Annotated in this window: 21 protein-coding genes; 11 read left to right on the top strand and 10 right to left on the bottom strand. The window is 69.5% G+C overall.

Features of this window, described 5'->3' with window-relative positions; translation table 11 throughout:
- Nucleotides 1-155: 155 nt before the first annotated feature.
- Both BUF17_RS09985 and BUF17_RS09980 read left to right on the top strand, forming a co-directional pair.
- Nucleotides 156-941: an alpha/beta hydrolase gene (locus BUF17_RS09985; protein WP_073628070.1), complete on the top strand. Its 786-nt coding sequence runs from the start codon at nucleotides 156-158 to the stop codon at nucleotides 939-941.
- 61 nt (nucleotides 942-1,002) lie between these two features.
- On the top strand, nucleotides 1,003-1,674 hold the full coding sequence (locus BUF17_RS09980; protein WP_428977639.1) for a LysE family translocator: 672 nt from the start codon (nucleotides 1,003-1,005) through the stop codon (nucleotides 1,672-1,674).
- A 15-nt stretch (nucleotides 1,675-1,689) separates the two neighbouring features.
- Here BUF17_RS09980 and ubiB read toward each other — a convergent pair whose 3' ends face one another.
- Both ubiB and ubiE read right to left on the bottom strand, forming a co-directional pair.
- The gene (ubiB, locus tag BUF17_RS09975) at nucleotides 1,690-3,279 is read right to left on the bottom strand and encodes a 2-polyprenylphenol 6-hydroxylase (protein ID WP_073628068.1); all 1,590 of its coding nucleotides are present in this window, start codon (nucleotides 3,277-3,279) and stop codon (nucleotides 1,690-1,692) included.
- A gap of 242 nt (nucleotides 3,280-3,521) precedes the next feature.
- Entirely contained in the window at nucleotides 3,522-4,283 is a 762-nt protein-coding gene (ubiE, locus tag BUF17_RS09970; protein WP_073628066.1) for a bifunctional demethylmenaquinone methyltransferase/2-methoxy-6-polyprenyl-1,4-benzoquinol methylase UbiE, read from the bottom strand.
- A 168-nt stretch (nucleotides 4,284-4,451) separates the two neighbouring features.
- Here ubiE and mutM point away from each other — a divergent pair, with 168 nt between their 5' ends.
- Nucleotides 4,452-5,330, top strand: coding sequence for a bifunctional DNA-formamidopyrimidine glycosylase/DNA-(apurinic or apyrimidinic site) lyase (gene mutM / locus BUF17_RS09965; protein WP_073628064.1), 879 nt, complete (start codon nucleotides 4,452-4,454; stop codon nucleotides 5,328-5,330).
- A gap of 331 nt (nucleotides 5,331-5,661) precedes the next feature.
- A complete protein-coding gene (recQ, locus tag BUF17_RS09960) occupies nucleotides 5,662-7,494 on the top strand; it encodes a DNA helicase RecQ (RefSeq protein WP_073628062.1) in 1,833 nt (610 codons plus the stop codon).
- 99 nt (nucleotides 7,495-7,593) lie between these two features.
- Here recQ and BUF17_RS09955 read toward each other — a convergent pair whose 3' ends face one another.
- The 4 genes from BUF17_RS09955 to dapD all read right to left on the bottom strand — a co-directional run bounded on the left by BUF17_RS09955 (nucleotide 7,594) and on the right by dapD (nucleotide 10,170).
- A complete protein-coding gene (locus BUF17_RS09955) occupies nucleotides 7,594-7,806 on the bottom strand; it encodes a cold-shock protein (RefSeq protein WP_073628060.1) in 213 nt (70 codons plus the stop codon).
- A gap of 249 nt (nucleotides 7,807-8,055) precedes the next feature.
- Nucleotides 8,056-8,535, bottom strand: a complete 480-nt coding sequence (locus BUF17_RS09950; RefSeq protein ID WP_073628058.1) for a DUF805 domain-containing protein — start codon at nucleotides 8,533-8,535, stop codon at nucleotides 8,056-8,058.
- Nucleotides 8,536-8,666: 131 nt separating this feature from the next.
- A complete protein-coding gene (locus BUF17_RS09945) occupies nucleotides 8,667-9,131 on the bottom strand; it encodes a DUF805 domain-containing protein (protein ID WP_139282483.1) in 465 nt (154 codons plus the stop codon).
- A gap of 184 nt (nucleotides 9,132-9,315) precedes the next feature.
- Nucleotides 9,316-10,170, bottom strand: coding sequence for a 2,3,4,5-tetrahydropyridine-2,6-dicarboxylate N-succinyltransferase (dapD, locus tag BUF17_RS09940; protein WP_073628054.1), 855 nt, complete (start codon nucleotides 10,168-10,170; stop codon nucleotides 9,316-9,318).
- Between the two features lie 475 nt (nucleotides 10,171-10,645).
- Between dapD and BUF17_RS09935 the strand changes: the two genes are divergently transcribed.
- The 6 genes from BUF17_RS09935 to trmD all read left to right on the top strand — a co-directional run bounded on the left by BUF17_RS09935 (nucleotide 10,646) and on the right by trmD (nucleotide 16,300).
- Nucleotides 10,646-12,061: an MFS transporter gene (locus BUF17_RS09935; RefSeq protein WP_073628052.1), complete on the top strand. Its 1,416-nt coding sequence runs from the start codon at nucleotides 10,646-10,648 to the stop codon at nucleotides 12,059-12,061.
- Between the two features lie 227 nt (nucleotides 12,062-12,288).
- Nucleotides 12,289-13,854 carry a signal recognition particle protein gene (gene ffh / locus BUF17_RS09930; RefSeq protein WP_073628050.1) on the top strand — a complete coding sequence of 522 codons (1,566 nt, stop codon included), beginning with the start codon at nucleotides 12,289-12,291 and terminating at the stop codon, nucleotides 13,852-13,854.
- Entirely contained in the window at nucleotides 13,851-14,159 is a 309-nt protein-coding gene (locus BUF17_RS09925; RefSeq protein WP_073628048.1) for a chorismate mutase, read from the top strand. Before ffh ends, BUF17_RS09925 begins: the two co-directional genes overlap by 4 nt.
- A 125-nt stretch (nucleotides 14,160-14,284) precedes the next feature.
- The gene (gene rpsP / locus BUF17_RS09920; protein WP_073628046.1) at nucleotides 14,285-14,638 is read left to right on the top strand and encodes a 30S ribosomal protein S16; all 354 of its coding nucleotides are present in this window, start codon (nucleotides 14,285-14,287) and stop codon (nucleotides 14,636-14,638) included.
- Between the two features lie 346 nt (nucleotides 14,639-14,984).
- Nucleotides 14,985-15,584 carry a ribosome maturation factor RimM gene (gene rimM, locus BUF17_RS09915; RefSeq protein ID WP_073628044.1) on the top strand — a complete coding sequence of 200 codons (600 nt, stop codon included), beginning with the start codon at nucleotides 14,985-14,987 and terminating at the stop codon, nucleotides 15,582-15,584.
- The gene (gene trmD, locus BUF17_RS09910; protein ID WP_073628042.1) at nucleotides 15,581-16,300 is read left to right on the top strand and encodes a tRNA (guanosine(37)-N1)-methyltransferase TrmD; all 720 of its coding nucleotides are present in this window, start codon (nucleotides 15,581-15,583) and stop codon (nucleotides 16,298-16,300) included. The genes rimM and trmD overlap by 4 nt, the downstream gene beginning before the upstream one ends.
- A 101-nt stretch (nucleotides 16,301-16,401) precedes the next feature.
- Here the strand turns inward: trmD and BUF17_RS09905 are convergent, their stop codons facing one another.
- Together BUF17_RS09905 and BUF17_RS09900 are read right to left on the bottom strand one after the other, a co-directional pair.
- Nucleotides 16,402-16,944, bottom strand: a complete 543-nt coding sequence (locus BUF17_RS09905; RefSeq protein ID WP_073628040.1) for a hypothetical protein — start codon at nucleotides 16,942-16,944, stop codon at nucleotides 16,402-16,404.
- Nucleotides 16,945-17,129: 185 nt separating this feature from the next.
- Entirely contained in the window at nucleotides 17,130-17,918 is a 789-nt protein-coding gene (locus tag BUF17_RS09900; protein WP_073628038.1) for an enoyl-CoA hydratase, read from the bottom strand.
- Nucleotides 17,919-18,473: 555 nt separating this feature from the next.
- Between BUF17_RS09900 and lpdA the strand changes: the two genes are divergently transcribed.
- Nucleotides 18,474-19,877 (top strand): dihydrolipoyl dehydrogenase, encoded by a 1,404-nt coding sequence (gene lpdA, locus BUF17_RS09895; protein ID WP_073628036.1) that lies wholly within the window; start codon nucleotides 18,474-18,476, stop codon nucleotides 19,875-19,877.
- Nucleotides 19,878-19,973: 96 nt separating this feature from the next.
- Here lpdA and BUF17_RS09890 read toward each other — a convergent pair whose 3' ends face one another.
- Together BUF17_RS09890 and BUF17_RS09885 are read right to left on the bottom strand one after the other, a co-directional pair.
- On the bottom strand, nucleotides 19,974-20,642 hold the full coding sequence (locus BUF17_RS09890) for an MBL fold metallo-hydrolase (protein ID WP_073628034.1): 669 nt from the start codon (nucleotides 20,640-20,642) through the stop codon (nucleotides 19,974-19,976).
- A 273-nt stretch (nucleotides 20,643-20,915) separates the two neighbouring features.
- A complete protein-coding gene (locus tag BUF17_RS09885) occupies nucleotides 20,916-21,806 on the bottom strand; it encodes a methyltransferase domain-containing protein (RefSeq protein ID WP_073628032.1) in 891 nt (296 codons plus the stop codon).
- Nucleotides 21,807-21,825: the final 19 nt, after the last annotated feature.

Here is a 21,825-nt window from a genome sequence, read left to right as displayed (position 1 = left end):
GTTCGCGCGTCGCGGGCGGCGGTGGCAGAAAGACGCCACCGCCGGGTTACACTACGCGCGACGGACGTGGCGCAAGTCAAAAGGCGCGTGGTAAACAGCGCCGGAGTCAAAGAGCGCGGGCCCTGCCCCGCCGACACGAACCGGAGACAGCCGGCATGAGCGACGACACCGTCAGCAAGATCACCGTCGGCACGGGCGACGACGCGCGGGAGATCGCCGTGCTCGACCAGGCCGGGGCCGGCGACGGACCGGGCGTGCTGTTCCTCGGCGGCTTCCGCTCGGACATGCGCGGCTCGAAGGCCGAGGCGCTGGCGGCGTGGGCATCGGCGCATGGCCGCCGGCTGACGCGGTTCGACTATTCCGGCCACGGCGCGTCCGGCGGCCGGTTCGAGGACGGCACCATCGGCCGCTGGCTCGACGAGGCGAAGGCGGTGTTCGAGCATTTCGCCGCCGGGCCCACCATTCTCGTCGGCTCGTCGATGGGCGGATGGCTGTCGCTGCTGCTGGCGGCCGCGTTCTACCGCCGCCATGGCGCGGACACGCCGGTCAGCGGCCTCGTGCTCGTCGCCCCGGCCCCCGACTTCACCGAGGCGCTGATGTGGGCCGAGATGTCCGAGGAAACCCGGACGGCGCTGATGGAGGACGGCCGCATCGAGCAGCCGTCGGACTATTCCGACGAGCCCTATCTCATCACCCGGGCTCTGATCGAGGACGGGCGCAACCACCTTCTCCTCGGCGGCACCATCGAGACCGGTTGCCCCGTCCACATCCTGCAGGGCGTGCTCGATGCCGACGTGCCCTGGCGCCACGCCTTCTCGCTGGTGGACCGGCTCGCGACCGACGACGTCGTCGTGACCCTCATCAAGGACGGCGACCACAGGCTGTCGCGCCCCCAGGACCTCGCCCGCCTGATCGCGGCGGTCGAGAGCATCGACGGCTGAGGCGGCATCCGCCGCCGCCCGAAGCCGCCCCCCTTTCACCGTCAGCCCTGTCCGCCCCCCGATGTTCGACACCCTCTCCGCGCTTCTTCCGGCCTCCGCCCTGCCGATGCCGCTCGAAACCTTCCTGCTGTTCGTCCCGGCCTGCTTCGCCCTCAACATGGCGTTCGGGCCGAACAACCTGCTGGCGCTGACGAACGGCGCCCGCGGCGGCGTCGGCACGGCGGTCGCCGCCTCGTTCGGCCGGCTCGCGGCCTTCACCATCATGATCTTCATCACCGCGGTCGGGCTCGGCGCCGTGCTGATGGCGTCCGAGACGGTGTTCTCGGTGGTGAAGTTCGCCGGCGCGGCCTATCTCGTCTGGCTTGGCATCAAGATCTGCCGCGCGAAGGCGCCGGTCGCGACGTTTTCCGCGGGCGAGGCACCGCGGCCGATCCGGTCCCTGCAGCGCCAGGAGTTCTGGGTCGCCGCCGGCAACCCGAAGGCCGTGCTGATCTTCACCGCGTTCTTTCCGCAGTTCGTGAACCCGAACGCCTATGCCGCGAGCTTCGTGCTGATCAGCGCCGTGTTCATGGTGCTGGAGATCGTCGGCATCGCCGCCTATGCCGCCATCGGCGCGCGGTTCAGCAACATGCTGGCCGACGCGCGACCGCTGAAGTGGTTCAACCGCGTGTCGGGGGGCATGATGATCGGCTTCGGCGTGCTGCTCGCGCTCGCCCGGCGGCCCGCCGCCTGAGGCGGGCGGCGCCTTCTACATCCCGAACACGACCTTGAAGGCGATGGCGGCGAGCGCGATCGCCGCGATCCACATCGCCACGCGGCCGGACCGGGTGCGGCGCGCCTCTGCGGCCGCCAGATGCTCCACGGTGATCGGATCGAGCAGCAGCCCGCGCTCGCCCATCAGCGCCATGGAGGCGGAAAGCCGTTCGGTGCGGTCCGCCAGCACGGGCAGGTCCGCGACGAGCCGGGCGAGCGCGCCGAAACCCTCGCCCGCGGCCTGGAGCCGGCCGGCGGGACCGAGCCGGCGCGCGATCCAGTCGCTGACGACCGGCTCGGACGTGCGCCACATGTCGAGTTCGGGGTCGAGCGAGCGGGCGACGCCTTCCACCACGACCATGGTCTTCTGCAGCATGATCAGGCGCGGCTGCGTCGTCATCGCAAACATCTCCGTCACCTCGAACAGCTGGGTGAGGAGGCGCGCCATGGAGATTTCGGAGGCGTTGTGGCCGCGGATCGGCTCGCCGATGGCGCGCAGCGCCTGGGCGAACACGTCCACGTCCTGCCCGGCGGGCACATAGCCCGCCTCGAAATGCACCTCGGCGACGCGGCGGTAGTCGCGCCGGATGAAGCCGTAGAGGATTTCGGCGAGGAAGCGGCGCTCGGCCTCGTTGAGCCGGCCGGTGATGCCGAAATCGAGCGCGACCAGCGTGCCGTCCGCCTCCACCAGCAGGTTGCCCTGGTGCATGTCGGCGTGGAAGAAGCCGTCGCGCACCGCGTGGCGCAGGAACGATTGCAGGATGGTGGCGGCGAGCTTGACGCGGTCGATGCCGAGATCGTCGATCCTCGCCGTCTCCGACAGCTTGATGCCGTCGATCCATTCCATGGTGAGCACGGTCTTGGCCGTGCGCATCCAGTCGACGGTCGGCACCCGGAAACCCTCATCGGCCTCCGTGTTCTCCGCCATCTCCGACAGCGCGGCCGCCTCCAGCCTCAGGTCCATCTCCAAGGTCACGGAACGGGCGAGCGTATCGACGATGGCGACGGGCCTGAGCCGGCGCGCCGGCGCGAGGAAGCGCTCGGCGAGCCGCGCCACCATGTAGAAGCTCTCGAGGTCGCGGGCGAAGCGCACGGCGACGCCGGGGCGCAGCACCTTCACGGCCACCGACTGTTCCTCGCCGTTCGGCCCGAGCACGGTCGCCTTGTGGACCTGCGCGATGGACGCGGCGGCGAGCGCCGGCCCGAACGACAGGAACCGGCTTTCGATCGGCCCGCCGAGCGCCTCCTCCACCGCGCGCCGCGCCGAGGCGTCATCGACGGGAGGCACCTTGTCCTGCAGCAGCGAGAGTTCGGCAGCCGCCTCCTTGCCGACGACGTCGGGCCGGGTGGCCAGGAACTGCCCGAGCTTCACATAGGACGGGCCGAGGCGGTTGAAGGCCTGGGTGAGGCGGGACGCGGCGAGGGAATAGCGCGCATCGCCGCGCTCGATCAGCCGCGCCATGCGCAGGCCGAAGCGCGCCGCCGGCGGCAGGTCGACCGGGGGGACCAGGGAGAACACGCCCTCGCGGGCGAGCACGAAGCCGGCCCGGGTGAGGCGGAACAGCGGCGTGACGGCAAAACCCATGAAGATCCCTTAAGGCGCGGCGCGCATCGTCCAGAGCCTTCGCCCGGCGCTGTCCGGGCCGAACGGTGAAACCGTGCTCTGTCTGGCCCGCAGCGATTTCCGGCCGGATGATGCCATCCGGACGGGACGCGCTGCGGACGCGTGCCGGGACCCTATCCCTGTGTTCGTTCGCCGACGTGGCGTTTCTGATGCAAGAAGACAAAACGGATGGCAGGCCGGCCGCGGACGCCCGCGGCCGGGCCTCAGAGCTTGTAGCCGGAATGGATGGCGGCGATGCCGCCGGAGAGCAGGCGGTAGCTCACGCGCTCGAACCCGGCCCGGCCGAGCATGGCGGCGAAGCGCTCCGGATTCGGGAAGGTGCGGATCGATTCCACCAGATAGCGGTAGGGCTCGCCGTCGCCCGCCACCGCCTGGCCGAGCTTCGGGATGACGTTGAAGGAATAGAAATCGTAGACCTTGTCGAGCACGGGCATGTCGACATGGGAGAATTCGAGGCACATGTAGCGGCCGCCGGGCTTCAGCACCCGGAACGCCTCGGCGATTGCGACCTCGCGGCGGGGCACGTTGCGAAGGCCGAAGGCGATGGTGTAGCTGTCGAAGTGGTTGTCGGGCAGCGGCAGGCTTTCGGCATTGGCCTCGACGAAGGTGACCGCGTCGTCGAGCTTGCGCTTCACCGCCCGCTCCCGCCCGACCGCGAGCATGTCGCCGTTGATATCGAGCACGGTCGCCTGGGCAACGCGGTCGGAGCGTTCCACGATCCGGAAGGCGATATCGCCGGTGCCGCCGGCAACGTCGAGCGCCTGGAACGAGCCCGGCCGGCCCTTGCGCGGCGGCGACAGCCACGAGACCATCGCGTCCTTCCACAGCCGGTGCAGCCCGCCGGACATCAGGTCGTTCATGATGTCGTAGCGGCGCGCGACCTTGTGGAACACGTCGTCGACGAGGCCCTGCTTCTCCTCGAGCGCGATCCGCTTGAATCCGAACTCCGCGTCCATCCGCTCCATCTCTCCGCTTTCCGCCCCGGTTCCGGCGGGGCCGAACAACCCGTCATGCGGCGCGACCATAGCGGAAGCCCCTTCGCCGCGCTATCTGAACGCTGCCGCCGTCGTCCGGCGGCTGTCTTTACCGAACCGCGCGGCGCCGCCGCCGCGACAGCGAGAGGCCGTGCCGCGATGCCCGAGTTGCCGGAAGTCGAAACCGTGCGCCGCGGCCTCGCCCCGGTGATGGAAGGCCGCCGACTCGTATCCGTCCTGGCCCGGCGGCCGGACCTGCGCTTTCCGTTTCCCGAGCGCTTCGCCGAACGGCTGCAGGGCCGGCGGGTGGAGGCGCTCGACCGGCGCGCCAAGTATCTGATCGCCCGCCTCGACGGTCCCGACGTCCTCGTCATGCATCTCGGCATGTCCGGCTCGTTCCGCATCGAGACCGAAAGCGCCGATATGCCCGGCGCGTTCCATCATCCGCGCTCCAAGGCCGCGGCGCACGACCATGTGACGTTCGGCATCGAGGGCGGGGCGCGGATCGTCTACAACGACCCGCGGCGGTTCGGCTTCATGGTTCTCGCCGATGCGGCGGGGCTCGACGACCACCCGCTGTTCCGCCACCTCGGCATCGAGCCGCTCGGCAACGCCCTGTCGCCCGCGCTGCTGGCGGAGGCCTTCGCCGGCCGCGCGACCAGCCTGAAGGCGGCCCTGCTCGACCAGCGCCGCATCGCCGGCCTCGGCAACATCTATGTCTGCGAGGCGTTGTGGCGGGCCGGGCTTTCGCCGTCCGCGCCGGCCGGTTCCATCGCGACTGCCGACGGAGGTCCCAACGCCCGGGCGGAGCGGCTGGCGGAGGCGATCCGCGCCGTGCTGACGGAAGCGGTCGCCGCCGGCGGCTCGACGCTGCGCGACCACATCCAGGCCGACGGCTCGCTCGGCTATTTCCAGCACACCTTCGCCGTCTACGACCGGGAGGGAGCGGCGTGCCGCACGGCCGGCTGCACCGGCACGGTGGAGCGCATCACCCAGAACGGCCGCTCGACCTTCTTCTGCGCGACATGCCAGTCATGAGGCGGCAAAGAAAGTGCGCGCTGGCGCCTCGGGGAAGGCCGCCCGTGCGATTGCCTGAGGGCACGCCCGGGCGATTTCGCGCCGGCCTTGGCCGAACGAAACTGCCGAAGCTTCCTCACCGGGGGCCTTTCTCGTCGATCTGATGATTCCCTCGGACCGCAAAGCGCTCCCGAGCATATCCCGTTCAGATCGAACCGATCTGAACGACAAGGATATGCTCCCGGTTTTGAATCCGGAGCGATTTCTCGTCGATCTGATGATTCCATCAGATCGGAAAGCGCTCTAGGTGTTGGGGCACCCCCGAATCATCCCGCCGGAGAAATCCGCCGCCATGGCCGTTTCCGAAGTTCAGCGCCCGCTCGACGTCCTGAAATCCGTGTTCGGATTTCCGGGCTTCCGCGGGATGCAGGGCGACATCATCGACCATGTCGTCAAGGGCGGCGACTGCCTCGTGCTGATGCCGACCGGCGGCGGCAAGTCGCTGTGCTACCAGGTGCCGGCGCTGTGCCGGCCGGGCACCGCGATCGTCATCTCGCCGCTGATCGCGCTGATGCACGATCAGGTGCAGGCGCTGCGCCAGCTCGGCGTCAGGGCGGCGATGCTGAATTCGAGCCTCGAATTTTCCGAGGTGCGCGCGGTCGAGCGCGATCTGCTCGCGGGTCATCTCGACCTTCTCTATGTCGCGCCGGAACGGCTCCTGACCGACGGCTTCCTGTCGCTGCTGGAGCGCATCGACATCGCGCTGTTCGCCATCGACGAGGCGCACTGCGTGTCGCAGTGGGGGCACGATTTCCGCCCCGAATACCGCCGGTTGACGGTGCTGCACGAGCGCTTTCCCGCCGTGCCGCGGATCGCCCTCACCGCCACCGCCGACGGGCCGACCCGGCGCGACATTCTGGAGCGGCTCGCGCTCGGCGACGGACGGGTGTTCCTGTCCAGCTTCGACCGGCCGAACATCCGCTACCGTGTCAGCGCCAAGACCAGCCCGCGCAACCAGCTGCGCGCCTTCCTCGACGACCACACCGGCGAGGCGGGCGTGATCTACTGCCTGAGCCGGGCGAAGGTGGAGGAACTCGCCTCCGCGCTTTCGGCGGAGGGCCGGCCGGCGCTCGCCTACCATGCCGGCCTCGACAAGGAGGTTCGCGCCGCCAACCAGGACCGCTTCCTCAAGGAAGAGGGGCTGATCATGGTCGCGACCATCGCGTTCGGCATGGGCATCGACAAGCCCGACGTGCGCTTCGTCGTGCACATGGACATGCCGAAGAGCATGGAGGCCTACTATCAGGAAACCGGGCGCGCCGGTCGCGACGGCCTGAAGTCCGAGGCGCTGATGCTCTACGGCATGGAGGACGTCGCCAAGCTGATGCAGTTCACCGATGCCTCGGAAGCGCCCGAGGCGCAGAAGCGGGTGGAGCGGCAGAAGCTCGATGCGCTGATCGGCTATTGCGAGACCGCGCGCTGCCGGCGGCAGGTGCTGCTCGCCTATTTCGAGGAAGACCTCGCCGAGCCGTGCGGCAACTGCGACACCTGCCTCGAACCGGTGAAGACCTTCGACGGCACGGAAGCCGCCCAGAAGGTGATGTCGGCGATCCTGCGCACCGGCGAGCGCTTCGGCGCCGCCCACATCATCGACATCCTCCTCGGCAACGCCACCGAGCGGATGCGGCAGCTCAACCACGACGGACTGAAGACCTTCGGCTGCGGCAAGGAGTTCGGCCGCGATGGCTGGCGCTCGGTCATTCGCCAGCTCGCCGCCATGGGGCTGATCCAGGTCGACGTCGAGGGCCACGGCGGGCTGCATCTCGGGCCGGATTTCCGCGACGTGCTCAAGGGCGAGCGCCGCATCGAGCTGAAGGAGGACGGGGTACGCGCCCGCAAGGCCGGATCGCGCGGCGCCGCCCGCTCCGACCGCCCCCGCGCCGCCGCCGCCTTCGAGGATGCCTCGGACGAGCGGCTGTACGAGGCGCTGCGGGCGCTCAGGCTGTCGCTCGCGCGCGACCAGGGCGTCCCGCCCTATGTGATCTTCCACGACACCACGCTGATCGAGATCGCTACCCGCCGGCCGCGCTCGATGGCCGAGTTCGGCCGGATCTCCGGTGTCGGCGAGGCCAAGCGCGAACGCTACGGCGAGCGCTTCGTGGCCGTGGTGCGGGCGGGCGGCTGAGGCCCGGCCACCGCAATATGGGGGGGCCCAAAAAGAAACGGCGCCCCGAGGAGCGCCGTTCCCAAAATCAAGAAGCCGCCCCAGGGGGGCGGCGTCCAATCACTCGGCGGCCTGCAGATTGCCGGCCGAAGACTTGCCCGTGCGACGGTCGGTCAGGATCTCGTAGGCGATCTTCTGGCCTTCACGCAGCTCGTCCAGCCCCGCGCGCTCGACGGCGGAGATGTGGACGAACACGTCCTTGCCCCCGTCATCGGGCTGAATGAAGCCGTAGCCCTTCTGCGCGTTGAACCACTTCACTGTGCCCTTGCTCATGGCACATCCTTTCACGTCTTAGATATAGAGATCGACCGTCACGCACGGGCGTGTCCAATCGGCTTGCGCGAGGATTGGAACAAATGTTCGTGGCCCTCTCCCGTCCGGTCGGCCGCATCGGCCATCCCGTGACGAAGCTGCCAAGAAATCCGGCCAATTTCGACGAGTGCCATATAAGACCGACCAACCGTCAGGATCAAGACGCAGATGTTACATCTCTGCAAAGAGGCGTGATCTTGGAACGGATGGTCAAATGCCGACCGGATCCTCGCCGAATCGGTTCGGTCCGCGGGTGCCGCGGAAGAAGCCGAGCTCGATCAGGAACCACAGCGCCGCGAGGCTGGCGACCGCCGCGACCACCGAGGTCAGCCAGAACGCCGGCCCGAACGGCGGGGATTCCGCCAGGATGTTGTGCAGCCAGGACGGCACATAGAACACCAGCGCCAGCCACCCGGTTCGGTTGCGGTCATGGAGCCGCTTCACCGTGAGCGCCAGCGAGGCGATGGTCAGGATCACCTCGACCGCCAGCACGAAGACCAGCGCACCCGCCGGCAGCGCGAAGATGGTGATCTCGTCGCCCGGCGCGATGGCCTGGAAGCGGTCGCCCACCGCCGCCGCCAGTGCGGCGATGGCGGCGATCGCGACGATGAAGATGCCGATATGGCCGAGCCAGTAGGTCTTGCGGCCGATGCGGCCGTTGAACCCGAAAAACAGCGCCCCGAAACCCATGCGATGTCGCCCCGTTGATGTCGCCGCCGCGCACGCCTGCGCGGTCAAGTCACCGTTGCGCGCCCCTGCGCGATCGATCGGCGCTCATCACCCTACCAGATCGCGCCTCGAGGCGCGCGCGGGGGCGCGCATCAGCGCGCGTCGCCGAGCGGGTCCGGGCCGAAGCGGTTGTCGCCCACGGTGCCGCGCAGAAAGCCGAGTTCGACATAGTACCAGACGCCGAACACCACCGAGAGCACCGTATGGATCGCGTTCGCCGCCGCGGGCGGCAGCACCGGGTTCAGGCCCTGCGCGAAGCCCGGGATCGAGAACACCAGGATGAACCAGCCCGAGCGGTTGCGGTCGTGCAGCCGCTTGATCGCGACCGCGAAGCCGGCGACGACTGCGACCAGCATCAGCACGGACACGATCACGTTGCCGGCGACGCCGAGTTCGAACGAGGGCGCGACGCCGACCGAGGCGGCGATGCCGGCATTGCCGAACACCAGCGCCGCGCCGAGTGCGGCCATGACGACGTCGACGGCGATATGGCCGATCCAGAAGTCCTTGCGGCAGATGCGGCCGTCAAAGCGGAAGAACAGCGAACGGATGGACATGGCGACCCCGGAGAAAGACACGGCGCAAGGCCGCGTCTTCTCATGATCGCGGCGCCTTTACGGAACGAAATGCGTTCCTGCCGGAAACTTCACCACGGCGGGCGCGCGCCGGGAAGTGAATTCGCGTTCACCTTCCCGACGGTCCCTTTCCGGCGCCTGAAGCCTATTCTTGAATCCGGAGCGCTCAGTCGCGCAGGAGTTCGTTGATCGAGGTCTTGGAGCGGGTGCGCTCGTCGACGCGCTTGACGATGACGGCGCAGGCGAGCGACGGGCCGGGCGTGCCGTCCGGCAGCGGGCGGCCGGGGAGCGCGCCGGGCACCACCACCGAATAGGGCGGCACGCGGCCGACGAACACCTCGCCGGTCTCGCGGTCGACGATCTTGGTCGACGCGCCCAGGAACACGCCCATGGAGAGCACCGCGCCGCGGCCGACCACCACGCCTTCGGCGACCTCGGAGCGGGCGCCGATGAAGCAGTCGTCTTCGATGATCACCGGCCCGGCCTGCAGCGGCTCAAGCACGCCGCCGATGCCGACGCCGCCGGAGATGTGGCAGTTGCTGCCGATCTGGGCGCACGAGCCGATGGTGACCCAGGTATCGACCATGGTGCCTTCCCCGACGTGGGCGCCGAGATTGACGAAGGACGGCATCAGCACAACGCCCGGGGCGATATAGGCAGAGCGGCGCACGATGGCGCCCGGCACGGCGCGGAAGCCGGCGGCGCTGAAATCGCGGCCGGTCCAGCCGTCGAACTTGGAGGGCACCTTGTCCCACCACACCGCCTGGCCGGGACCGCCGGAAATGACGGTCATGGGGTTGAGGCGGAACGACAGCAGCACCGCCTTCTTCGCCCACTGGTTCACCACCCAGCCCTCGCCCGCCGGCTCGGCGACCCGGATCTCGCCGCCGTCGAGCAGGGCGAGCGTCGTTTCGACCGCGTCGCGCACGGCTCCCTTGGTCGCGGCGTCGATGGTGGCGCGGTCTTCCCAGGCGGCCTCGATGGCGGCGGCGAGCTCGGCGGTGTCGGCGGCGGTGGTCATGAACGTCGGTCCTCCGGGCGGGCTCCGGCGGGGAACCCGGTTCTGGTTTGCGGATGACAACCCGGGCGGCAACGTCCCGGCAACCGACGATCCGGACGCCGGCTTCACCCGCTCGGCTGGCCCCGCGCGGCCATCGTGACGGCGGCGAAGAAGCATGGAACGTGGCGCCGGACGATATCGGTGGCGGCGGCACTGTCAACGCAATGTCCTGCGATTCAACGACATGGGCATGAACCGCGACCGAGCGGCAACACCGGCCATGCCCGCCGGAACGGCCGCGAAAGACGTGCTCTGCCCCCCTTATGCGGGCCCGCTTCGCGACCTTTCCCGCCGGGTCGCGCCCATCGGCACAGAGGTCGGCCCGGCCGCTTGACCAAGCCCGCGCGATCTGTCCCTGTTTCGCCGACACCCGCCGCGGCGGCCGCCCGGGCCGCTGCCTCCGGCCGGGACGGGTGCAGCAATCGCAGGGTCGCCGATGTCGGTTCAGGATGCCGTTTCCCAATCCCGTTCCGCCGGCGGGGCCGGCCGCCTCGCGGTCGGCTCGTGGATCCTGTTCGACTGCGCCACCCAGCCGTTCTTCTCGCTGATCCTGACCTTCGTGTTTCCGGCCTATTTCGCGCAGCGCATCGTCGGCGACGCGGTGGCGGGGCAGGCGCTGTGGGGCTACGCGACGGGAGCGGCCGGCGTGGCGCTGGCGCTCGGCGCGCCGGTGCTGGGGGCGGTCGCCGATGCGACGGGAGCCCGCAAACCCTGGATCCTCGTCTTCTCGCTACCGCTCGTCGCAGGCGCCGCGATGCTGTGGTTCGCGGCGCCCGGGGCGCCGTTCGCGGTCGGAATCGCGCTCGTCGGCTATTTCCTCGGCATCCTCGGCGCCGAGTTCACCACCGTGTTCAACAACGCGATGATGCCCGGCCTCGTCGCGCCGGACCGGCTCGGCCGGCTTTCCGGAACGGGATGGGCGGCGGGCTATTTCACCGGCGTGATCGTCGTGCTCGCGGTGTTCTGCCTGATCGTCGCCGCACCGTCGAACGGGCTGACGCTGCTCGGGATACCGCCGCTGTTCGGGCTCGACCCGGCCGCCTTCGAGGGCGACCGCCTGACCGGACCGCTTTCGGCGGTCTGGTATGTCGTGTTCGTCATCCCGCTGTTCCTGTTCGTGCCGGAGCGGGCGAGCCGACGCACCCCGCCCCTCGGCCGGGCAATCGCCGAGGGCCTCGGCCGCATCCGGGCGACCATCGCCACCCTGCCCTCCACGCCCTCGGCCGCGCGGTTCCTGATCGCGCAGATGCTCTATTCCGACGGGCTCGTGGCGCTGTTCGCGCTCGGGACCATCTACGGCGCCGGACAGTTCGCGTGGGGCGACACCCAGCTCGGCATCTTCGGCATCTCGCTCAGCCTGTTCGGCGCCATCGGCGCGTTCGCCGGCGGCCCGCTCGACGACCGGCTCGGCTCGAAGGCGGTGGCCGCCGGCTGCCTCGTCGTGCTGATCGTGGTCTCCATCGGCCTCGTCTCCATCGGCCGCGACCACATCGGCTTCGTCTTCCCCGTCGCGCCGCCGCAGCCGGGGGCGCCGCTGTTCTCCTCGACGCCCGAACGGCTGTTCATGGCCTGCGCCCTCGTGGTGGGCCTCTCGGTCGGGCCGCTGCAATCCTCGTCCCGCACCCTGCTCGCCCGGATCTCTCCGCCGGAACACCTCACGGCCTATTTCGGGCTCTATGCCCTGACCGGCAAGCTGACGAGCTTCGTGGCACCGATCATGATCGCGGTTCTCACCGACCTGTTCGTCAGCCAGCAGGCCGGCTTCGCGGTGATCCCGGTCTTCTTCGTTGCCGGCCTGGCGCTGCTGTGGGGTGTTCGCGAACCCCGTCGAGGCCGCACAGGCAAGGGCTGAAGGCCCCGTTTTCCGGCGATTTCCGCGGCAGAGCTTGACTCCGGGCCGCGCCGGGCCTTAAAAGCCGTCCACTTCGATCGTGTCGAGGAACCGATCCGCCGACCGGGCCATGAGCCCGGAGGCCAACGCCCGCCAGCGATGTTTCGCCCGCGGGCGCGTTTTGCGTTGGCTTCGTGCCGGCGTGACGGCGGAAAGCTCCTCGCGGAAAACGGAATTTCGGAACGCCCATGTTCGAGAGCCTGTCAGACCGGCTGAGCGGCATTTTCGATGCCCTGACCCGTCGCGGCGCCCTCAGTGAGAGCGACGTCGACGCGGCGCTGCGCGAGGTCCGCCGCGCGCTGCTGGAGGCGGACGTCGCGCTGGACGTGGTGCGCTCGTTCACCGACAAGGTGCGCAACCGCGCCATCGGCGCCGAGGTGGTGAAGTCCGTCACCCCCGGCCAGATGGTGGTGAAGATCGTCCACGACCAGCTCGTGGAGATGCTGGGCTCCGACGCCCAGCCGATCGACCTCAATGCCGCCCCGCCGTTCGCCATCATGATGGTCGGCCTGCAGGGTTCGGGCAAGACGACCACCACCGCCAAGATCGCCCGCCGCCTCACCCTGCGCGAAAAGCGCAAGGTGCTGATGGCCTCGCTCGATACGCGCCGCCCGGCGGCGCAGGAGCAGCTGCGGGTTCTCGGCGAACAGAACGACATCGACACCCTGCCGATCGTGGCCGGCCAGTCGCCGACCCAGATCGCCGAGCGCGCCATGACGGCGGCCCGCCTCGGCGGCTTCGACGTGGTGCTGCTCGACACCGCCGGCCGGCTTCACATCGATGAGCCGCTGATGCACGAGATGGCGGAAATCCGCCGGATCTCGTCGCCCCATGAAGTGCTGCTGGTCGCCGACAGCCTGACCGGCCAGGACGCGGTGACCGTCGCCCGCGCGTTCGACGAGCGCGTCGGCATCACCGGCATCGTGCTGACCCGCGCCGATGGCGACGGCCGCGGCGGTGCCGCGCTTTCCATGCGCGCCGTCACCGGCAAGCCGATCAAGCTGATCGGCACCGGCGAAAAGGCCGATGCGCTGGAGGATTTCGATCCGAACCGCATCGCCGGGCGCATCCTCGGCATGGGCGACATCGTCAGCCTCGTCGAGAAGGCGGCCCAGACCGTCGACGCCGAGAAGGCGGCGAAGATCGCCCAGAAGATGTCAAAGGGCGAGTTCGACCTCGACGATCTCGCCGAGCAGCTGCGCCAGATGATGAAGCTCGGCGGCATGTCGGGCATCCTCGGCATGATGCCCGGCGTGGCCAAGGTGAAGAACCAGATCGCGGCCTCCGGCTTCGACGACCGCATGATCAAGCGCCAGATCGCCATCGTCGGCTCGATGACGACCGAGGAGCGCCGCAAGCCCGACATCCTGAAGGCGAGCCGCAAGAAGCGCATCGCCGCCGGTTCGGGCACGCGGGTCGAGGACGTCAACAAGCTTCTGAAGATGCACCGCCAGATGGCGGACATGATGAAGCTGATGGGCAAGAAGAAGGGCGGGCTGTTCGGCGGCCTGATGGGCGGCGGCCCGAAGATCGACCCGGCGGCGCTGGAAGAGATGGCCAAGAGCGGCGGGCTCGGCGGCGGTGGGCTTGGTGGCGGCGGCGGCTTGCCGGGCGGCCTGCCCGGCGGCCTCGGCAAGCTGCCAGGCCTCGGCGGCCTTCCGGGCGGAATGCCCGGTGGCCTTCCCGGCCTCGGCGGCAAGCTGCCGGGCCTCGGCGGCCTGCCCGGACTCGGCAAGGGACCGAAGAAGAAATGAGCGGGACCGTTCCCCCCGAACTTTCGAGCCTCAGGGCCAGCATCGACAATATCGACGCGGCGCTGATCCACATGCTCGCCGAGCGCTTCCGCTGCACCCGCGCGGTCGGGGCGCTGAAGGCGCGCGAGAACCTGCCGCCGGCCGACCCGGCCCGCGAGGCGCAGCAGATCGCCCGGCTGCGCGCGCTTGCCCGGGACGCCGACCTCGACCCCGATTTCGCGGAGAAGTTCCTGAACTTTATCGTGAAGGAAGTGATCCGCCACCACGAACGCATGCGCGAGCAGGCGGACCAGAACCCGGCGTAGCCGGCCGCCGGTGCCGCGCCGCGCGACAAGCGCGGCTCGGCCCGAGGCCCGTCCATGGACCCGGCACGCCGATATCATTGAACCGAACGCAGACGATCATCTGACGAATACCGAAGGAGTTCAGCATGTCCCTCAAGATCCGCCTCGCCCGCGGCGGCGCCAAGAAGCGCCCGTTCTACCGCATCGTCGTCGCCGACGCCCGCGCCCCGCGCGACGGCCGCTTCATCGAGAAGATCGGCACCTTCAACCCGCTGCTCGGCAAGGATAATCCCGAGCGCGTCGTGCTCGTCGCCGAGCGCGTGCAGCACTGGCTGAGCCACGGCGCCCAGCCGACCGACCGCGTGCTGCGCTTCCTCGATGCCGCCGGCCTGGCCCAGCGCCCGGCCCGCAACAACCCGAAGAAGGCCGAGCCCGGCGAGAAGGCCAAGGAGCGCGCGGAAGCCAAGCGCGCTGCCGCCGAGGCCGCGGCCGCCGAGTGATCCCGGCTTCGTGATACCCGCTCCCTGCGGGACGTTCCGGGCGACGCCCGGCCGGCAACCCCGGCCGGGCGGACGCCGCGGTCGCTCCGCAGGGAAGAGGGTTCCACGTTTCGAAAGGGCGGGGTTTGCGTGCTCCGCCCTTTCGCGCGGATGGATGCGGGCGGCCGAGCGCACCCGTGATTCCGCTCTTTCCAGAGCCTATGCTGTTGAGAACGCACCGGTCTGAACGGCAAGGATAGGCTCAAGCCTTTGAATCCGGGGCGATTTCCGGTCGATTGGACGAGTCCATCGGATCGCGAAGCGCTCCAAGCCCCCGACGGGAACCGGCCCGGCCGAGGATCGCGCCATGACTGAAGACGACCGCATTCTGATCGCCCGTATCGGCGCCGCCCACGGCGTGCGCGGCGAGGTGCGGCTGATCGCGTTCGGAGACGATCCGGATGCGCTGATGGACTATGGCACCCTTGCAACCAGGGACGGGCGCGTGTTCGAACTGCGCGGCCTGAAGATGGTCGGCGACCGGCTGATCGCCCGCTTCAAGGGCATCGCCGACCGCAACGCCGCCGAAACCCTGACCAACCTCGATCTCTACGTTTCCCGCGCCGACCTTCCGGAAACGGAGGACGAGGACACCTTCTATCATGCGGATCTGATCGGCCTCGACGCCGTCACCGAAGCCGGAGAGCGGATCGGGACCGTGATCGCCGTGCCCAACTACGGCGCCGGGGATCTCGTGGAGATCGCACCGCCGCGCGGCGCCTCGATCCTGCTGCCGTTCACCAAGGACGCGGTTCCGGTGATCGATCTGGCCGGCCGCCGCATGGTCGTGGCGCCGCCGGAGGGCCTGCTCGGCGGCAAGCCCGGCGAGGACGGGCCGCGGCTGGAGGAAGGCGGGGAGTCGGACCGCACCGGCACGGGCGGCGACGGGACGGAGACGGAGCGGTGAGCTTCGCCGCCACCGTGCTCACGCTCTATCCGGAGATGTTTCCCGGCCCGCTCGGCATCAGCCTCGCCGGCAAGGCGCTCGCGAACGGGCTGTGGTCGCTCGACGTGCGCAATATCCGCGACAGCGCCACCGACCGTCACCGCTCCGTGGACGATACGCCGGCCGGCGGTGGCCCGGGCATGGTGCTGCGGGCCGATGTGCTCGGCCGGGCGATCGATGAGGCCTCGCCGCCGGAAGACGCGCGGCCGCGCCTGCTGATGAGCCCGCGCGGACGGCCGCTGACCCAGGCCCTGGTGCGCGACCTCGCCGCCGGCCCGGGCGCGACCGTGATCTGCGGCCGCTTCGAGGGCGTCGACCAGCGGGTGATCGACCGGCGCGGCCTCATTGAGGTTTCCATCGGCGATTATGTGCTGTCGGGCGGCGAACTCGCCGCCATGGTGCTGATCGATGCCGTGGTCAGGCTCATTCCGGGCGTAATGGGCAAGGAGAGTTCCGGCACCGAGGAGAGCTTCTCGGACGGGCTGCTCGAATATCCGCACTATACCCGCCCCGCCGAGTGGGAGGGCGAGGCCATTCCCGACGTGCTCGTCAGCGGCGACCATGGCCGCGTCGCGCGCTGGCGCCGCGAGCAGTCGCTCGCGCTCACGCGGGAGCGGCGTCCCGATCTTGCTGCCGCGCTGCCGGCCGAACGGCCGAAGGCCCGGGGAGACCGCTGACGGCCGCGCCGCGGAGGCGGCCACTGGCGGCTGTGCCGCGGAGGCGGCCGCCGCTGCCTCTTCGCGGAGGCGGACATGGTCCTCGGCCAGCCCCGCGTCACTCACCAGGGATGGAAGCAGCGCACGCCGCCCCAGGGGCCGTAATGGCAGACGCCGCCATAGGGGCCATACCACCAGTCGATGAACAGCGTCGCAGACCCGCCCTTCTGGGGCATGTCGCCGTTGAGCACGCGCACATCGTAGGTCAGGTCGTTGCCGGCGAGGCGGGGATTGGAGAGTTCCACCACCGCCGTCTGCTCCTTGCCGTCGACGACGACGGAGAGGGTGGCGTTGGGCGGATCCTTCTGGAAGTTGTCCTTGCCTTCGGTCCAGGTCTTCAGGAAGGCCGTGGTGGAGATGTCGCCGGACATCCGCTGCGGCCGGTCCGTGAACATCACCGTCTGGGGCGTCACGCCCTGCAGCGTCATCGTGTGGCCGTCGAAGGTCACGCCCTGCGCATTCTGCACGAACAGCCAGTCGGCTGCGGGTGCCTCGAAAGTACCGGTGACGGAAGATGCTGAGCTTTCGGCGGCGAAAGCCGGGCCGACCAGCGCAGTGGAAGCAATCATCAAGGCGGCGACGGCCGCCTGAACAGTCCGTTTCATAGCCGTTATTTCCTTTTGAGCCGCGTCTTTCGCGACGCGTCATGTTCGACGCGGCCCAAAATACATGATCTAGCGCGCTTGTGTATTAAATATAAGAAATGTTTATCTGTTAAGTTATAAAGTAACGCAAGTAATACAGTAACAGATCACGCCGAAGACTTGCCACCCTGAAGACGGCCCTCTCTCTACCGGTTCCTGAAGTCCGGCGACCGCTTGTCGATGAAGGCCGCCATGCCTTCCTTCTGGTCGTCGGTGGAGAACATGGCGTGGAACAGCCTCCGCTCGAACCGGGCCCCTTCGGTGAGGGTGGTCTCGTAGGCGGCGTTGACGCTCTCCTTCGCCATCATCACGATCGGCCGCGACAGGCCGGCGATCTTGCCGGCGACCTTGACGGCTTCCTCCACCAGATCCGCCGCGGGAACGACCCGCGAGACGAGGCCGACGCGCTCGGCCTCCGCGGCGTCCATGAGCCGGCCGGTCAGGATCATCTCCATCGCCTTGGACTTGCCGACGAACCGCGTCAGCCGCTGGGTGCCGCCGGCGCCGGGCATGATGCCGAGGGTGATTTCCGGCTGGCCGAACTTCGCGGTGTCGGCGGCCAGGATGAAGTCGCACATCATCGCCAGTTCGCAGCCGCCGCCGAGGGCGTATCCGGCCACGGCCGCGATCAGCGGCTTGCGGGTGCGCGCAACGGCATCCCACTCGCCAAGGAAATCGTGGATGTACGCCTCGACGAAGCCGAGCTCGGCCATCTCCTTGATGTCGGCGCCGGCGGCGAAGGCCTTCTGCGACCCGGTGATCACCACCGCGCCGATGGCGGGATCGGCGTCGAAAGCGCGCAGCTGGCCGACAAGCTCCCGGATCAGCACGCTGTTCAGGGCATTGAGCTGCTTCGGCCGGTCCAGCGTGACGAGGCCGACAGCCCCGCGCGTCTCGACGATCAGGGTCTCGAAGGTCGCGGGTTCGTTCGCCATGGGGCTCTCCGGCAGGGGGCTTTGCACGAGGCGAAGCCGCGCGGCGGCCACTGCAGCCAGCGGGCCGGCGCGCCGCTTCGTCTTCGAGAGGTAACCGAGCCGCACCGCCCGCGCAACAGACGGTGCCGCCCGGCGGAGCCCGGGGCGTACCCGACCTTGGTCTAAGCCGTGCGACACCGATCCCGTCCGACGGGCGGCATCGCGCGCGGCGCACTGCCGCCCCGCGCTGCGCGGGGCTTTCGGGCGGGGCGATCCTGCGCTATGCGTCACACGGGCGCGGCGGCCGGTCCGGCGCGTCCCGAACGGTCTTCCGGCGCCGCGAGGCGCCACAGACCGGGGACGACCGAATTTCGAGCGACCGCCTTTCGACCGGACATCGTCACCCCGTTCGGAAGCGCTCCAGGCAGCCGCTGGTTGCAGCGATGCCTGCCGCGATACCATATCTTTCCCGGCATTCCCGGCGCGCCCAGCGGTGTTGCGCCCGGGAATGCCCCCTGCCCGCCCGCCCGCACCGGAGCGCCGTTCCGGAGCGCCGTCCAAGCGAGGAATTCATCCATGGCCACCTACGATCTCGTCGTCATCGGAACCGGCCCCGGCGGCTATGTCTGCGCCGTGCGCGCCGCCCAGCTCGGCCTCAAGGTCGCCGTGGTCGAGAAGCGCGCCACCCTCGGCGGCACCTGCCTCAATATCGGCTGCATTCCCTCCAAGGCGCTGCTGCACGCCTCCGAGGCGTTCCATGAAGCCGGCCACGGCTTTGCCGCCATGGGCGTCAACGTCCCGGCGCCGACCCTCGACCTCGCCAAGATGATGACCTTCAAGGACGAGGGCGTCGACGGCAACGTCAAGGGCGTCGACTACCTGATGAAGAAGAACAAGATCGACGTTCACAACGGCGCCGCCACCATCACCGGCCCGGGCCAGATCCGCGTCAGCCGCGCCACCGCCGAGCCGACCGACATCACCACCAAGGCGATCGTGATCGCCACCGGCTCCGACGTGACGCCGCTGCCGGGCGTGACCATCGACGAGGAGCGCATCGTCTCCTCCACGGGCGCGCTGACGCTGCCGAAGGTGCCGGGCAAGCTCGTGGTCGTCGGCGGCGGCGTGATCGGCCTCGAACTCGGATCGGTGTGGAGCCGCCTCGGCGCGGACGTCACCGTGGTCGAGTTCCTGGACCGCCTGCTGCCGGGCATGGACGGCGAGGTCGCCAAGCAGTTCCAGCGCATCCTCGCCAAGCAGGGCTTCTCCTTCAAGCTGTCGACCAAGGTGACGGGGATCGACTCGTCCGGTCCGGTGCTGAAGGTGACGACCGAGCCGGCCGCCGGCGGCGCGGCGGAGGTGCTGGAGGCCGACGTGGTGCTGGTCGCCATCGGCCGCCGGCCCTACACCGAGGGCCTGGGTCTGGAATCCGTCGGCGTCGCGCTCGACGCGCGCGGCCGCATCGTGACCGACGGCCATTACGCCACCAACGTGCCCGGCATCTATGCCATCGGCGACGTCATCGCCGGCCCGATGCTGGCGCACAAGGCCGAGGACGAAGGCGTGGCGGTCGCCGAGATCCTCGCCGGACAGGCCGGCCATGTGAACTACGACGTCATTCCCGGCGTGGTCTATACCAGCCCCGAAGTCGCCTCCGTCGGCAAGACCGAGGAAGAGCTGAAGGCCGCCGGCGTCGCCTACAATGTCGGCAAGTTCCCGTTCACCGCCAACGGCCGCGCCAAGGTGAACCGCACGACCGAGGGCTTCGTGAAGGTGCTGGCCGATGCCAAGACCGACCGCGTGCTCGGCGTTCACATCATCGGCCCGGATGCCGGCACGCTGATCGCCGAAGCCGCGGTGGCGATGGAGTTCGGTGCCGCGTCGGAGGATATCGCCCGCACCTGCCACGCCCATCCGACGCTGTCGGAGGCGGTGAAGGAAGCCGCGCTCGCGGTGGACAAGCGCGCCATCCACATGTGATCCGGGACGGGCCCGAGCGGCCCGTTCACGCCCGCTTGCGAAAAGCCGGCCGCCCCTTTCCGGAGCGGCCGGCTTTTTCATGCGCCGACAGCCGCGTCAGGCGATGTAGGGATTGCCGCGGCGTTCCTCGCCGATGGTGGTCGCACGGCCGTGCCCCGGCAGCACCGTGACGTGGTCGCCGAGCGGCAGCAGCTTGCGCCGGATGCCGTCAACGAGGCCCTCGGCGTCGCCATAGGGAAAATCGGTGCGGCCGACGGTTCCCGCGAACAGCGTGTCGCCGACGAGGGCGAAGCCGGCCGAAGGCAGCACGAACACCACGTGACCCGGGGTATGGCCGGGCACGTGAAGCACGTCGAACACGAGATCGCCGACGCTGACCTGATCGCCCTCGACGAGGAAGCGGTCCGGCGATACCGGTCGCATGGTCTCGATGCCGTAGCGCCGACCGGCGGCGGGCAGGTCATCGAGCAGGAACCGGTCGGCCTCGTGGGGCCCTTCGATCGGCACGCCGAGGCGCTCGGCCAGTTCAGCCGCCGCGCCGGCGTGATCGAGATGGCCGTGGGTGAGGAGGATCTTCTCGACCGTCGCGCCGGACTCGGCGACGGCCGCCATCAGCGCGTCGATGTCGCCGCCGGGATCGACGATCGCCGCCTTGCCCGTCGCGGTCGAAACCAGCACCGAAGCGTTCTGGCGGAACGGAGTGACCGGCACGACATAGACCTGCAGCGGCTGGCTGTCGGCGCCGGAAGAACGGGAATCTGTCATCGTTGAGGCCAAGGCAGGAACTGGGGGAACTTTGGGGGACCCGACGGCCGCCGGACACCGCACAGGGGAGGACGGCGGATGGGACGGCGGACCGGATGAGGCCCCATCCTAGAGCATGTCCCGTCCAGACCGAAGCGATCTGCGCCACGCGGTGAACTCAAGACCCCGAAGCCGAAGCGGTCTCTCGTTGGGCAGGCACGGGGCCGTGATTGGAAAATACCTGTTTTCCAAGGGGTTGCTATACGGGATGACCCTCGGGACGCGGCCCGTGGATCAGCCTCCCGCCTTCTCGCCGGCGGAGCGTTCGGTGGTGCCGAGCGCGTCGGCGAGCCGCATCCGCGCCGAGCCGGGCGCGAGCGGCTTCTGCTGGCTCTCATGCGGCGCCCACCCCGACAGCGACACGATCTCGACCGTCGCGCGGATGCGGCCGTCCGCATCCGCGAACCGCTCGGCATAGATTTCGGCCGCCCGGGCGAGGACACCGCGGGGGAGCGGCCTGCGGGAGCGATGGACGAGCGCGTTGGTGGCGCCAGACGCCTTCAGGTCCGCCATCAGTGCGAACAGGTGATCGTAGCGCACCGTCAGAGGATCGACGTCGGCCACCGGCAGGGCAAGGCCGGCGCGCTGCAGCAGCCCGGCGAGGGTGCGCAGGTCTGCGAACGGCGCCACGCGCGGGCTGGCGCCGCCGGCCACTGCGCTTTCCGCCTCGATCAGACTGGCGCGCAGCTCGAAGAGCGTATCCCCGCCGAGCATGGCGCCGAGAAACAGGCCGTCCGGCTTCAGCATCCGCCGGATCTGCACGAGCGCGCCCGGCAGGTCGTTGGTCGCCTGAAGCGAGAGCGTCGAGACCACGAGGTCGAAGCTTCCCGCCTCGAACGGCAGGGCTTCGTCGTCCACCACCACGTCGGCGCCGGGACCGGCGGCGAGCACGTCCGCGACGACGATCCGGCCGGCCTTGCCGGACGCCCGCAGCGCCTCCGCCGCAAGCCCGCCCGAGCCGAGGTCGAGCACCGTCTCGAACCGGCGGTTGACCGCCGCCAGCCGGAGATCGAGATCGGAGACCGCCGAGGCGACGAGGAAATCCGGCACGCCACCGCGCGCGTGCGCGGCCTTGCGGCGACGCGCGATCAGGGCGCGGTCGAAGATGATCGGTGTGTCGGCCAAAACGCCCTCCACAGCCGCC

The sequence above is a fragment of the Pseudoxanthobacter soli DSM 19599 genome, assembly GCF_900148505.1.
Taxonomy (GTDB): Bacteria; Pseudomonadota; Alphaproteobacteria; order Rhizobiales; family Segnochrobactraceae; genus Pseudoxanthobacter; species Pseudoxanthobacter soli.
This window is presented reverse-complemented; position numbering and strand designations above follow the sequence as displayed.

Coding starts and splice junctions, on each gene's coding strand:
- rimM (WP_073628044.1), top strand. CDS start 14,985: ATGACTGAAGACGACCGCATTCTGATCGCCCGTATCGGCGCCGCCCAC.
- mutM (WP_073628064.1), top strand. CDS start 4,452: ATGCCCGAGTTGCCGGAAGTCGAAACCGTGCGCCGCGGCCTCGCCCCG.
- ffh (WP_073628050.1), top strand. CDS start 12,289: ATGTTCGAGAGCCTGTCAGACCGGCTGAGCGGCATTTTCGATGCCCTG.
- BUF17_RS09925 (WP_073628048.1), top strand. CDS start 13,851: ATGAGCGGGACCGTTCCCCCCGAACTTTCGAGCCTCAGGGCCAGCATC.
- BUF17_RS09900 (WP_073628038.1), bottom strand. CDS start 17,918: ATGGCGAACGAACCCGCGACCTTCGAGACCCTGATCGTCGAGACGCGC.
- ubiB (WP_073628068.1), bottom strand. CDS start 3,279: ATGGGTTTTGCCGTCACGCCGCTGTTCCGCCTCACCCGGGCCGGCTTC.
- BUF17_RS09950 (WP_073628058.1), bottom strand. CDS start 8,535: ATGGGTTTCGGGGCGCTGTTTTTCGGGTTCAACGGCCGCATCGGCCGC.
- BUF17_RS09890 (WP_073628034.1), bottom strand. CDS start 20,642: ATGACAGATTCCCGTTCTTCCGGCGCCGACAGCCAGCCGCTGCAGGTC.
- BUF17_RS09905 (WP_073628040.1), bottom strand. CDS start 16,944: ATGAAACGGACTGTTCAGGCGGCCGTCGCCGCCTTGATGATTGCTTCC.
- rpsP (WP_073628046.1), top strand. CDS start 14,285: ATGTCCCTCAAGATCCGCCTCGCCCGCGGCGGCGCCAAGAAGCGCCCG.
- ubiE (WP_073628066.1), bottom strand. CDS start 4,283: ATGGAGCGGATGGACGCGGAGTTCGGATTCAAGCGGATCGCGCTCGAG.
- BUF17_RS09955 (WP_073628060.1), bottom strand. CDS start 7,806: ATGAGCAAGGGCACAGTGAAGTGGTTCAACGCGCAGAAGGGCTACGGC.
- lpdA (WP_073628036.1), top strand. CDS start 18,474: ATGGCCACCTACGATCTCGTCGTCATCGGAACCGGCCCCGGCGGCTAT.
- BUF17_RS09935 (WP_073628052.1), top strand. CDS start 10,646: ATGTCGGTTCAGGATGCCGTTTCCCAATCCCGTTCCGCCGGCGGGGCC.
- BUF17_RS09980 (WP_428977639.1), top strand. CDS start 1,003: ATGTTCGACACCCTCTCCGCGCTTCTTCCGGCCTCCGCCCTGCCGATG.
- dapD (WP_073628054.1), bottom strand. CDS start 10,170: ATGACCACCGCCGCCGACACCGCCGAGCTCGCCGCCGCCATCGAGGCC.
- BUF17_RS09945 (WP_139282483.1), bottom strand. CDS start 9,131: ATGTCCATCCGTTCGCTGTTCTTCCGCTTTGACGGCCGCATCTGCCGC.
- recQ (WP_073628062.1), top strand. CDS start 5,662: ATGGCCGTTTCCGAAGTTCAGCGCCCGCTCGACGTCCTGAAATCCGTG.
- BUF17_RS09985 (WP_073628070.1), top strand. CDS start 156: ATGAGCGACGACACCGTCAGCAAGATCACCGTCGGCACGGGCGACGAC.